Here is an 11861-nt window from a genome sequence, read left to right on the forward strand (position 1 = left end):
GCCCGGCGACGACTGGGCGGCCCGGCTCGCCGACGCGCTGACCGCCGTCGTGGCCGGCGGCCGGGGCGGGCTGGCGGTGGTGCCGGACGCGCGCGACCTGGACCGGCTCGACGCCGCGCTGACCGACCGCCTCGGGCCCGGCCGGCACGTCGCGATCGCCGCCTCGCTCGGCCCCGAGCAGCGGTACCGGCGGTTCCTGCGCGCGGTGCGCGGGGAGGTGCCGGTCGTCATCGGCACCCGCGCGGCGATGTTCGCGCCGGTGCCCGACCTGGGCCTGGTCGCGATCTTCGACGACGGCGACGACCTGCACGCCGACGATCACGCGCCCTACCCGCACGCCCGTGAGGTGCTGCTCACCCGGGCCCAGCAGACCGACGCGGGCGCGCTGCTCGCCGGGTACGCCCGCAGCGCCGAGGCGCAGCTGCTGCTCGCCACCGGCTGGGCGAAACCGATCGTCGCGGACCGGGCGGCGCTGCGGGCCGCCGCGCCGCGGGTGCTCGCCACCGGCGACGAGTTCCAGCTGTCCCGCGATCCCTCCGCCGCGGCGGCCCGGCTGCCCGGCGTCGCGGTGCGTGCCGCCCGGGAGGCGCTGGCCGCCGGCACCCCGGTGCTCGTGCAGGTGCCGCGGCGCGGGTACCTGCCGGTGGTGGTGTGCCAGCGCTGCCGGGCCCGCACCCGGTGCCCGCGCTGCGCCGGCCCGCTGGCCGTACCGGCGGCGGGCGGGTTCCCGGTGTGCCGGTGGTGCGGCCACACCGCGGGCGGCTACCGGTGCCCGGAGTGCGGCGGGCGCGAGCTGCGGGCGGCGGTGATCGGCGCCCGGCGTACCGCCGAGGAGTTGGGCCGGGCGTTTCCCGGCGCGGTGGTGCGCACGTCCGGGCGCGACGGCGTGCTCGCCAGCGTCGACGACGAACCCGCCGTGGTGGTCAGTACGCCCGGCGCCGAGCCGGTCGCCGCCGGCGGCTACGGCGCGGTCCTGCTGCTCGACTCGTGGGCGCTGCTGACCCGGGCCGACCTGCGCGCCGCGGAGGAGGCTCTGCGCCGCTGGCTCGCCGCCGCGGTGCTGGCCCGGCCGGCCGACGCCGGTGGCCGGGTGGTGGTCGTCGCGGACGCCTCGGTACCGGTGGTGCAGGCGCTGGTGCGGTTCGACGCCGCCGGTTTCGCCGAGCGGGAGCTGGCCGACCGGCGTGCGCTGGGGTTCCCGCCCGCGGTACGGATGGCGAGCCTGACCGGGACCGCGCCGGCGATCGCCGAGCTGCTGGCCGCGGCGACGCTGCCGGACGGTACCGACGAGCTCGGCCCGGTGCCGGTCGCGACGCCCCGCGCGGTCCCCGACGCGCCGGAGCGGCAGCGGCTGCTGCTGCGGGTACCGCGACCGCAGGCGCCGGCGCTGGCCCTGGCGCTACGCGCCGCCACCGCGGTACGCAGCGCGCGCAAGGGCGCCGACCCGGTCCGGGTCCAGGTCGACCCGCTCGACCTGCTGTAGCCGGCCGGGTAACGGCGGCTGGTCACGCGGCGTGTCCGGCGGTCCGTAGACTGGGTTCGATGATCGTCGTCGGTGGGGGAGGACCGGGTCGTGAGCGCACCTGCTGAGCCGTCGGCGCCGGCCCTGCCCGACCCGGCGACCGGGCCGCGGCCGTCCAGCGCGGTGGTCACCGGCTCGGTGCAGCTCGCGCCGGCCGACCTGGCCGACGCGCAGGTGCGGGCGCTGCGCCTGTTCGGCGATCCGGTGCTGCGCACCGAGTGCGAGCCGGTGGCGAGCTACGACGCGGAGCTGCGGGCGCTGGTGCGCGACCTGACCCGGACGCTGGCCGAGGAGCGCGGCGCCGGCCTGGCCGCACCGCAGATCGGGGTGTCGGCCCGGGTGTTCGTGTTCGACGTGCCCGGGCCGGACGGCCGGGTCAGCGGCCACCTGGTCAACCCGGGCCTGGACTTCCCGGACGACGACGAGCAGGACGGCCCGGAGGGCTGCCTGTCGATACCCGGGCTGTACTTCGACACCAAGCGCCGGCAGAACGTGATCGCCCAGGGGTTCAACGCCTACGGCGATCCGGTGCAGGTGGTGGGCACCGGGCTGATGGCGCGCTGCCTGCAGCACGAGACCGACCACCTGGACGGCGTGCTGTTCGTCGACCGGCTCGATCCGGCGACCCGACGCGAGGCGATGCGGGCGATCCGGGACGCGGACTGGTCCGGCGAGCCCGCGCTGACGGTCCGGGTCAGCCCGCACCACATCCACGGCCGGCTCGGCTGAGAGGAAACGACGTGCGCCTCGTCTTCGCCGGTACGCCCGAGGTGGCGGTGCCGAGCCTGTCCGCGATCGCCGACTCGCGGCACGAGCTGGTGGGTGTGGTGACCCGGCCGGACGCCCGGGCCGGCCGCGGCCGGCGGGTGCTGCGCTCGCCGGCGGCCAGCTGGGCCGACGAGCACGGCATCGAGGTGCGCACCCCGCGCCGGCCGTCCGACGAGGAGTTCCTCGGCTGGCTGCGGGACACCGCGCCGGACTGCGTGCCGGTGGTCGCCTACGGCGCGCTGGTGCCGCAGAGCGCGCTGGAGATCCCCGCGCACGGCTGGGTCAACCTGCACTTCTCGCTGCTGCCGGCCTGGCGCGGCGCGGCGCCCGTGCAGCACGCGGTGCTGCACGGCGACGAGGTGACCGGGGCGAGCGTGTTCGAGCTGGAGAAGGGGATGGACACCGGCCCGGTGTACGGGTCGCTCACCGAGCCGGTGCGCCCCACCGACACCTCCGGCGACCTGCTCGGCCGGCTCGCCATCGCCGGCGCTGACCTCCTGGTCGCGGTGCTGGACGCGATCGAGGACGGCACCGCCCGGGCGGTGCCGCAGCCGGCCGACGGGGTCAGCCTGGCGCCGAAGGTGACGGTCGAGGACGCCCGGGTGCGCTGGGACGATCCGGCGTTCGCGGTGGACCGCCGGGTGCGCGCGTGCACGCCGGCGCCCGGCGCCTGGACCACCTTCCGGGACGAGCGGATCAAGGTACTGCCGGTCGCGCTCGGCGACTCGGACGCGGCGCTGGCGCCGGGCGAGCTCGCGGTGCACCGCACCGAGGTGCTGGTGGGTACGGCATCCGCGGCGGTGCGGCTGGACCAGGTGCAGCCGGCCGGCAAGAAGCCGATGGCGGCGACCGACTGGGCCCGTGGCGCCCGGGTGTCGCCCGGGGACCGGTTCGCGTGAGCCGCCGGTACCCGACCGGGCGCGGCCCGGCACGCCACGACACCGGTCCGAGCGGGGCGTGGTGCCGGTGAGCGGCCCGCCCCGCCGCCGAGGCGGCAAGCCACCGCGCCCGCCACGGCGCGGCGCACCACGACCGGCACCGGTACGGCCGGTGGCCGGCGCGAAGCCGATCGACCGGGCCCGGCGCGCCGCGTACGAGGTGCTGCGGCAGGTGCACGAGCACGACGCGTACGCGAACCTGGTGCTGCCGAAGCTGCTCGCCGACTGGTCGTTGACCGGCCGGGACGCGGCGTTCGCCACCGAGCTGTGCTACGGCACCCTGCGGGCGACCGGCACGCTGGACGCGGTGCTCGCGGCCGGCTCCAACCGGCCGCTGGCCAAGATGGACGACACGGTCCGGGACGCGCTGCGGCTCGGTGCCTACCAGCTGCTGTACACCCGGGTGCCGGCGCACGCCGCGGTGTCCACGACGGTCGGGCTGGTCCGGTCGACCGCCGGCGCCGGCTCGGCCAGCTTCGCCAACGCGGTACTGCGCCGGGTCGCCGGTGCCGACCTGGACGGCTGGCTGGACCGGATCGCGCCGGACGCCGACGCCGACCCGATCGGTGCGCTCGCGGTCCGCTACGCCCACCCGGAGTGGATCGTCCGGGCGTTCGCCGCCGCACTCGACGACGTCCCGGCGCCGCCCGGCAACGGCGCCACGGCCGACGAGACCGGTACGTCGACCGCCGGTGCACCGGTCGCCGAGCCGACCGGCACCGGCACCGCGGCGCAGCCGGCCGCGGACTCTCCGGCGCAGCCGGACGCCGACGCTGCGGCAGAGCCGGACACCGCGGCGCAGCCGGGCGCGGACGCTGAGGCGCAGCCTGGCACCGGCTCGGTGGCGGGGGCCGAGCTGCGGGCGGCGTTGGCTGCGGACAACGACCGGCCGGTGGTGCACCTCGCCGCCCGGCCGGGCGCGATCGACACCGTGGAGCTGGCCCGCCGGGTCGGCGGCGAACGCGGCCGGTACTCGCCGTACGCGGTGTACCTGCCCGGCGGCGCGCCGGGCGAGCTGCCAGAGCTGCGCGACGGGCTCGCCCGGGTGCAGGACGAGGGCAGCCAGCTGGTGGCCCTCGCGCTCGCCGCGGCGCCGCTGGACGGTACCGACACGAGCTGGCTGGACCTGTGCGCCGGCCCGGGTGGCAAGGCCGCGCTGCTGGGTGCGCTGGTCGCCGGCCGGGGCGGGCGGTTGACCGCGGTCGAGGCGGCTGAGCACCGGGCCGAGCTGGTCCGGGCGGCGGTGGCCGGGCTGCCGGTCACGGTGCTGCACGCAGACGGCCGGGCGGTGGGGGAGCGCCCCGAGCTACCGGCCGGCGGGTTCGACCGGGTGCTGCTCGATGCGCCGTGTACCGGCCTGGGCGCGCTGCGCCGGCGACCGGAGGCGCGCTGGCGCCGGTCCGAGTCCGATCTCGCCGACCTGGTCGAGTTGCAGCGCGAGCTGCTGGCCGCGGCGTGTTGCGCGGTGCGGCCGGGTGGCCTGGTCGGCTACGTGACCTGCTCGCCACACCTGGCGGAGACCCGCGAGCAGGTGCGGGCGGCGCTCGCGGACCCACCGGTACCGCTGGCGGCGGTGGACGCCCGCCCGGCGTTCGGTGCCGGCCTGCCGCAGCTGGGGGAGGGCCCGACCGTGCAACTGTGGCCGCACCGGCACGGTACCGACGCGATGTTCCTCGCCCTGCTCCGCCGTACCGGCTGACGGCGGCTCTCGCTGACGCAGCGGCTGTCCGCCGACCGTCCGGCTGTCGCTCCCGCCGCTCCGGCGGGTCGACCGCATCCCGCGGCGGCGTTACTCGGCTCACAGCGGCGGTCACCCGAGCAGAAACATAGTTAGGCTATGGATATGAATTCCGTGGCGACCGGCGAGCTGGCGGCCGAACTGGCCGGTCGGCTCGGCGACCTGACGCACGTGCTGCGCCGCGTCGTGGACCACTCCGCCAGTCCGACCGTGACCGCCGTGCTCGCCACCCTCGAACGGGACGGTGCGAAGCGGGTCAGCGAGCTCGCGCAGGTCGCCCGGGTGGCGCAGCCGACGATGACCGCCCTGCTGCGCCGCCTGGTCGAGGACGGCACGGTGGTGCGCGGTGCCGATCCGCACGATCAGCGCGTCGTGACGATCGAGCTCACCGAGGCCGGTCGCGAGACCCTGCGCAGCGTCCGCCGGCTGCGGACGGCCGCGCTCGCGAGCCGGCTGGACCAGCTCGACGGCGCCGACCGGGAGGCGCTCGCCCGGGCGATCCCGGCGCTGGACAAACTCCTCGAAACCTGGCGAAAGGTAGAACAGCAATGAGTCACGGCGAGGGTGGCAGTATCCTCCGCCAACCGAAGTCGGTGTGGGCGGTCGCGTTCGCGTGCGTGATCGCCTTCATGGGCATCGGTCTCGTCGACCCGATCCTGCCGGCGATCTCCAAGGACCTGCACGCCAACCCCAGCCAGGTCGAACTGCTGTTCACCAGCTACATGCTGGTGACCGGGGTGGCGATGATCATCACCGGCTGGGTGTCGAGCCGGATCGGACCCAAGCGCACCCTGCTCGCCGGCCTGGTCCTGATCGTCGTGTTCAGCGCGCTGGCCGGCTCGGCCGACGGCGTCGACGGGATCATCGGCTTCCGGGCCGGCTGGGGCCTGGGCAACGCCCTGTTCATCGCCACCGCGCTCGCGGTGATCGTGGGCGCCGCGTCCGGCGGCGTCGGCGGCGCGATCATCCTGTACGAGGCGGCGCTGGGGGTCGGCATCGCGGTCGGCCCGCTGCTCGGCGGGCTGCTCGGCGGCATCAGCTGGCGCGGGCCGTTCATCGGCGTCGCGGTACTGATGGCGATCGCGTTCATCGCGGTGATCACGCTGCTGCCGACCTCACCGAAGCCCACGCACCGCTCGTCGCTGGCGGACCCGTTCAAGGCGTTGCGGCACCGGGGGCTGCTGACCACCGCACTGACCGCGCTGTTCTACAACTACGGGTTCTTCACGCTGCTGGCGTGGACACCGTTCCCGATGGGGCTGTCGGCGCACCAGCTGGGGTTGGTGTTCTTCGGCTGGGGACTGTGCCTCGCGATCACCTCGGTGTTCGTCGCGCCGCGGCTGCAGGTGCGGTTCGGCACCGTCAAGACGCTGTACGTGGTGCAGGGCCTGATCGCGTTGACACTGGTCGTGATGGGCATCGGTACCCAGTCGAAGCTGACGCTGATCCTCGCGGTGATCATCGCCGGGTTGTTCCTGGGCATCAACAACACGCTGATCACCCAGGCCGTGATGAAGGCGGCGCCGGTGGAGCGGCCGGTCGCGTCCGCCGCGTACAGCTTCGTGCGGTTCATCGGCGGGGCGATCGCGCCGTTCCTCGCCGGCAAGCTCGGCGAGAACATCAGCCCGAACCTGCCGTTCTACGTCGGCGCCGGCTGCGTGGTCATCGGCATCCTGGTCCTCGCCAGCGGGCGCAAGGTGCTTGCCCGGGTGGACGAGCCGGAGGAGCCGGCGCCGAACCCGGCGGACGCGGGCCGGCTGCTCGTCGCGGTGGACGCGGGCCCGGCCGGTACCGCGGTGGTCCGGCACGCCGCCGAGGTCGCCGCGCAGCAGGGCCTCGCGGTACACCTGCTGCACGTACGGGAGACCGAGGTGGTCGGCGACGACGCGGTGGCCCTGGAGGGTGCGGTCGACGCCGAACAGCTGCTCGGCGAGCGGCTGGCCGAGCTGCGCGCGGCCGGCGTCAGCGCCGACGGCGAGATCGTCGCGAGCACCGGTACGCATCCGGAGGTGGCCCGGCTGATCCTGGACCGGGCGGTCAAGCTCGCCGCGCCGGCGGTGGTGATCGGTTCGTCGTCGCACCCCGGGCTGCACGGGCTGCTGGGCGGCAGCGTGGTCGCCGAGGTCTCTCAGCACGCCGGCCGGCCGGTACTGATCATCGACCCGACGGCGGACAAGCTCAGCCCCGTCACCGGCTGAACCAGCGAACGGGCCCGGACGGTACTGGTCCGGGCCCGTTCGCGTGGTCCGGGTGCGGGGTGCCGGGTCCGCTCGGGAGACCGGCCCGGCACCGGTCATGATGGTGCGATGGATGCTGACCCGGATGCGGGCTGCCGGTGAGCGGCCGCGCCGCGGTGCGCCGGCGCCCCGGGCTCCGCGACGTGCCCACGGTGCTGGCCGCGCTGGTGGTCTGCGTGCTGCTCGCCGGCCATCGGCTGGTCCCCGACGGGCACGGCCTGGGTACCGCGCTGGACAGCTTCCTGCCCTGGTTCGGACTGCTCGTGGTACCGGTGGCGCTGCTCGCGCTCGCCACCAGCTCGCGGCGGGGTGCGCTCGCGCTGCTGCTGCCGGTCGTCGTGTGGGTCGGAATGTTCGGGCCGGTACTGCTGCCCCGGGGTGGCGGTGACGGGCAGTTGCGGGCGGCGACCCAGAACCTGGACGCCGCCAACCCGGATCCGGCCTCGACCGTGCGCCGGCTGGTGGCGCTGCATCCGGATCTGGTCGCGGTGCAGGAGCTGGCGAACGACGACGCCGCGCGGCTGCTCGACGACACGTACCCGCACCAGCTGCGGGTGGGCACGGTCGGGCTGTGGAGCCGGTACCCGCTGGGCGACGGCGCGCCGGTCGACCTGGGCCTGGGCTGGAACCGGGCGCTGCGCGCCGACGTGGACACCGGTCGCGGGCCGGTCCGGGTGTACGTGGCGCACCTGGGTTCGATCCGGCCGGGTGAGGACGGCAGCCGGGACCGCACGTTGACCCGCCTCGCCGAGTCGGTACGAACCGACCGGTCGTCCCGGTTGCTGCTGCTCGGCGACCTGAACACGGCGACCACCGACCGGGCGCTGGGCCAGCTCACCCCACCGCTGACCGACGCGCAGCGCGCCGCCGGCAGCGGGTTCGGGTTCACCTGGCCGGCCCGGTTCCCGATGACCCGGCCCGACCAGGTGCTCTATCGCGGGCTGTCGGCCACCGACGCGTCGGTGGCCGACACCGGCGGCAGCGACCATCGGGCCGCGCTCGCCGACCTGCGCGTCCCGGACTGAGCGCGGGTCACTGCCGGCGGTCCAGCTCCAGCGAGGTGGTCCAGTTCCCGCCGATCTGGTCCTGCACCTTCATGTGCAGCAGCTGGAACGACTCCAGCGTGTACGCGTGCCTGAGACCGCCGACCAGGATCGGCCGCATCCCGCCGTCGGCGGTGAGTGCGGCGACCTGGTCGCAGGCGGTCTCGTCGTCGCCGGCGACGAACACGTCCAGCGGGCCGCCGCCGGTCAGGTTCGCCGCGAACGTGGTGTTGAACGCCTTGACCACCTTGGCTCCCGGTACCGCCTTCGCCACCTGCTCGGCGGCCGAGACGCCGGGCGGCGTGACCAGGTCGTCGAAGGTACCGATGTTGACCGGGTTGGCGATGTCCACGAGGACCCGACCGACCAGCTCGCCGGCCAGCTGCTCGGCGACCATCCGGGTGGCCGGATACGGCAGCGCGAGCACGACGACCGACGCGGCGCCGAGCGGCCCGATCGGTTCGCCGGTGGCGTCGCCGTCGAGCTCGGCGGCGAGGGTACGGGCCGCGTCGTGGTTGCGGGCCGCGATGCGGACCTGGTGCCCGCCGGCGACCAGCCGGGTGCCGATGCCGCGGGCCATGTGGCCGGCGCCGACGATGAGTACTTCCATGAGCACCGATCGTAGCGACGGAACCGACATGTCGGGCCGGCCACGGCGGATGCCGCCGCCCGGCCGCGTTCGGCGAGGTCCGGGCACATCGTGTGGACCGCGTGGTCCACACGATGCTAGATTTGTGTGGACCGGCTGGTCCACACATCTGGCTCGGGAACGGAGTTGGCATGCTGCACTCGATCGACGCGGCGACGCAGTACCGGGACGCCCGGCACGACCCGTTGCGCGTCCTGGTGGTCGGCGCCGGGGTCGCCGGCGTGACGACCACGCGGTTGCTGCGCCGCAACGGGCTGCATCCGGTGCTGATCGAGCGCTCGGCCAGCGGCGCCGCCGAGGGCTACATGCTGGCGCTGATGCCGATGGTCGGCCCGGTGTTCGACGAGTTGAGCCTGTGGCCGGAATACCGGAAGCACGCCGTCGCCTTCGGCCGGTACCGGCTGTGCGCGCACCACGGCCGCCCGGTGCGCACCGACTCGATGGGTGAGCTGCTCGCCGACTACGGCGACTATCGCGGCATCGGCCGCGGCGAGCTGCTCGACGTGCTGTCCGGCGCCGACTGCCCCGTCTCGTTCGGTACCACCGTCGCCGGGCTCAGCGAGACCGCCGAGGCGGCCACGGTGCGGCTGGCCCGCGGCGACGCCGCCGAGGAGTACGAGTTCGACCTGGTCGTGGTGGCCGACGGGATCGGCTCGGGCACCCGGCGGCTGCTCGACGTCGGTCCGGTCGGCCGGCTCGACACCGGGTGGGGCGGCTGGGTGGCCTGGGCCCCGCCGGACGACGACCAGGACCTCGGCGAGGAACTGTGGGGCGCCGGGTTCTTCCTCGGCAGCTACCCGGTGCTGGACCGGATCGGAGTTTTCCTCGGTGGCCCCGACGCGGTCACGGCGGACGGCCCGGAGCGGTTCGTCGCCGCGGTCGGCCGGCAGCTGCGCACCCGTACCGACCGGACCGAGCGGGCGCTGCGTGCCGTGCTCGACGCCGATCAGCCGTACTACTGGCCGCTGCGGGACGTGCGGGCCACCCGCTGGGTGACCGGACACGCCGTCCTGGTCGGTGACGCCGCCGCCGGCTTCCTGCCCACCGCCGGGATCGGCGCGGGGATGGCGATGGAGTCGGCGTGGGTGCTGTCCCGGCTGCTGGTGCACGCCGACCGGGCGAACCTGGCCACCCTGCTCGACGCGTACCAGGCGCTGCAGCGACCCCGGGTGGAGGCGGCGCAGGACAACTCCCGGTCGCTGGCGAGAATGATGTTCCGGGACGGTACGGCGTTCGCGGTGGGCCGGGACGTGGCGGCCCGGCTGCTGAGCGTCCGCTCGGTGCTCAAGCCGATCCGGCGGCTGCTGGACGGGCGGCCGGATCCGGACGCCGCGGCCCGCCGGGCGCTGTCCCGGAGCGCCTGACGGGCCGGGACCGCCGGCGTTGGCGAGGGCGTCGGTTCAGCGTCGAACCGGGCCGGGGGAAGGGGAAGCCGTGCCGGGTGCCGAAACCGGGGTCCTGCCGCCGCGGCGGCGAGAGACGCTGCTGGCCACGGCGGCGCGGGAGTTCGCCGGCGCCGGCTACCAGCGGGCATCGCTGAACCGGATCATCCGGTCCTGCCGGATGAGCAAGAGCTCCTTCTACCACTACTTCGACTCCAAGGAAGCGCTGTTCGACGCCACCGTGCTGGACGCGGCGCAGCGGCTGCTCGCCGCGCTGCCGGTGCCCGCCCCGGCGGACCTGGCCGGTCCGCACTTCTGGACCCGGATCGACGAGCTGATCACCGGCGCGGTGCGGCTCGGCGGGCCCGAGGGACGGGTGCTGTGGACGCTGTTCTACCTGCCGGACGCGCCGACCGGGCCGGGCAGCGCGCTGGCCCGGCTGCGGGCCGGGATCGACGGCTGGCTGGCGGCGGCGCTCGCGGCCGGCCGCGACGCCGGCGTGGTCCGTACCGACCTGCCGGCGTCGTTGCAGGCCGCGCTGGCGCTCGCGGTCCTGCAGGCGATGGACGAGTGGAGCCTGCACCAGATCGACTCGCTGTCGCCGGACGAGCTGGCGGCCCTGGTCGACGCCCAGCTCCAGGCGCTGCACCGGCTGGTCGGGCACTGACCGCGGGCTCGGCTGCGCGGTCGATGCCTGCGCCGGTCGATCGCCCGGCCGACCGCGACGAGATAGCGGTCTAGACCAGTACTAGAGTGGCGGCGTGCCCGAGACGGTGGATGTCGCGATCGACGCCGGTCAGACCGGTGTACGGCTGGGGGTCGTGCGGGGCGGGCAGCTGCTGTCCCGGCACGACGGACCCGGCCTGACCTACGGCTGGGAGTCCGGTCCCGCCGCGATCCTGGCCGGGCTGACCCGGCCGTGGCGCGCGGAACCGGGTGCGGCGGTCGGCTCGGTGTGCGCCGGGTTGACCAGCGTGCTCGGCAGTGACGCCGGCTACGGCGCGCTGGCCGACGGGCTGCTGGACCGGTTCGCCGCGCGCCGGGTGCTGCTCGGCGGCGACGTGGTCACGGCGCACGCCGGCGCCCTCGGAATGCGGCCGGGCGTGGTCCTCGCCGCCGGCACCGGTGCCATCGCGCTCGGGCTGACCGCCGACGGTCGGTGCCGCACCGTCGACGGCGGCGGCTACCTGTACGGCGACGCCGGCGGCGGGTTCTGGATCGGCCGGCGCGGCCTGGACGCGGCGCTGCGCGGGCACGACGGCCGGGCCCGGCCGGGCCCGCTGACCGCCCGCGCCACCGAGGTCTTCGGCGACCTCGGTCAACTCGCCGAGCGGCTCTACCCGGCCGACGACCGGGTCTCCCAGGTGGCCGGCTTCGCCCGGCACGTGCTGGAGCTGTCCGAGTCCGACCCGGTGGCCGCGGCGATCGCCGACGACGCCGCCGCCGAACTGGCCGCCACCACCGCCGCCGCGGACGGCGACGACGTGTCCTTCACCGGCCGGCTGCTGCGGCACGACGGGCTGCGGACCCGCTTCGCCGCCGCGCTGCACGCCCGCCGCCCGTCGGCCCGGCTGCACGCGCCGG

At 75.7% G+C, this 11861-nt stretch carries 11 protein-coding genes; 10 read left to right on the forward strand and 1 reads right to left on the reverse strand.

Translation table 11 applies throughout. The annotated features are described in order from the left end of the window. The 7 genes from NUM_RS13120 to NUM_RS13150 all read left to right on the forward strand — a co-directional run. The coding region (locus NUM_RS13120; protein WP_207125109.1) for a primosome assembly protein PriA at positions 1–1483 on the forward strand (1483 nt) is incomplete at its 5' end. A gap of 213 nt (positions 1484–1696) precedes the next feature. After that, a complete protein-coding gene (gene def / locus NUM_RS13125; RefSeq protein WP_207125118.1) occupies positions 1697–2251 on the forward strand; it encodes a peptide deformylase in 555 nt (184 codons plus the stop codon). An 11-nt stretch (positions 2252–2262) separates the two neighbouring features. Further along, positions 2263–3189 carry a methionyl-tRNA formyltransferase gene (fmt, locus tag NUM_RS13130; RefSeq protein ID WP_207125110.1) on the forward strand — a complete coding sequence of 309 codons (927 nt, stop codon included), beginning with the start codon at positions 2263–2265 and terminating at the stop codon, positions 3187–3189. A 151-nt stretch (positions 3190–3340) separates the two neighbouring features. Further along, the gene (locus tag NUM_RS13135; protein ID WP_370466984.1) at positions 3341–4927 is read left to right on the forward strand and encodes an RsmB/NOP family class I SAM-dependent RNA methyltransferase; all 1587 of its coding nucleotides are present in this window, start codon (positions 3341–3343) and stop codon (positions 4925–4927) included. Positions 4928–5071: 144 nt separating this feature from the next. Continuing rightward, positions 5072–5518 carry a MarR family winged helix-turn-helix transcriptional regulator gene (locus NUM_RS13140; protein ID WP_207125112.1) on the forward strand — a complete coding sequence of 149 codons (447 nt, stop codon included), beginning with the start codon at positions 5072–5074 and terminating at the stop codon, positions 5516–5518. After that, positions 5515–7164: an MFS transporter gene (locus NUM_RS13145; RefSeq protein WP_207125113.1), complete on the forward strand. Its 1650-nt coding sequence runs from the start codon at positions 5515–5517 to the stop codon at positions 7162–7164. Before NUM_RS13140 ends, NUM_RS13145 begins: the two co-directional genes overlap by 4 nt. Before the next feature lie 137 nt (positions 7165–7301). Next, the gene (locus NUM_RS13150; protein ID WP_225918543.1) at positions 7302–8228 is read left to right on the forward strand and encodes an endonuclease/exonuclease/phosphatase family protein; all 927 of its coding nucleotides are present in this window, start codon (positions 7302–7304) and stop codon (positions 8226–8228) included. Positions 8229–8235: 7 nt separating this feature from the next. Here NUM_RS13150 and NUM_RS13155 read toward each other — a convergent pair whose 3' ends face one another. Further along, positions 8236–8856 carry an NADPH-dependent F420 reductase gene (locus NUM_RS13155; protein WP_207125114.1) on the reverse strand — a complete coding sequence of 207 codons (621 nt, stop codon included), beginning with the start codon at positions 8854–8856 and terminating at the stop codon, positions 8236–8238. Between the two features lie 170 nt (positions 8857–9026). On the opposite strand from NUM_RS13155, the gene NUM_RS13160 reads away from it, so the two are divergent. The 3 genes from NUM_RS13160 to NUM_RS13170 all read left to right on the forward strand — a co-directional run. After that, positions 9027–10259, forward strand: coding sequence for an FAD-dependent oxidoreductase (locus NUM_RS13160; protein ID WP_207125115.1), 1233 nt, complete (start codon positions 9027–9029; stop codon positions 10257–10259). Between the two features lie 70 nt (positions 10260–10329). Beyond that, a complete protein-coding gene (locus tag NUM_RS13165) occupies positions 10330–10944 on the forward strand; it encodes a TetR/AcrR family transcriptional regulator (RefSeq protein WP_207125116.1) in 615 nt (204 codons plus the stop codon). Positions 10945–11038: 94 nt separating this feature from the next. After that, on the forward strand, positions 11039–11861 hold an 823-nt coding region (locus NUM_RS13170; protein WP_207125117.1), incomplete at its 3' end, for an N-acetylglucosamine kinase.

The sequence above is a fragment of the Actinocatenispora comari genome (genome assembly GCF_017312725.1).
GTDB classification, from domain to species: domain Bacteria; phylum Actinomycetota; class Actinomycetes; order Mycobacteriales; family Micromonosporaceae; genus Actinocatenispora; species Actinocatenispora comari.

Coding starts and splice junctions, on each gene's coding strand:
- NUM_RS13160 (WP_207125115.1), top strand. CDS start 9,027: ATGCTGCACTCGATCGACGCGGCGACGCAGTACCGGGACGCCCGGCAC.
- NUM_RS13145 (WP_207125113.1), top strand. CDS start 5,515: ATGAGTCACGGCGAGGGTGGCAGTATCCTCCGCCAACCGAAGTCGGTG.
- NUM_RS13155 (WP_207125114.1), bottom strand. CDS start 8,856: ATGGAAGTACTCATCGTCGGCGCCGGCCACATGGCCCGCGGCATCGGC.
- NUM_RS13140 (WP_207125112.1), top strand. CDS start 5,072: ATGAATTCCGTGGCGACCGGCGAGCTGGCGGCCGAACTGGCCGGTCGG.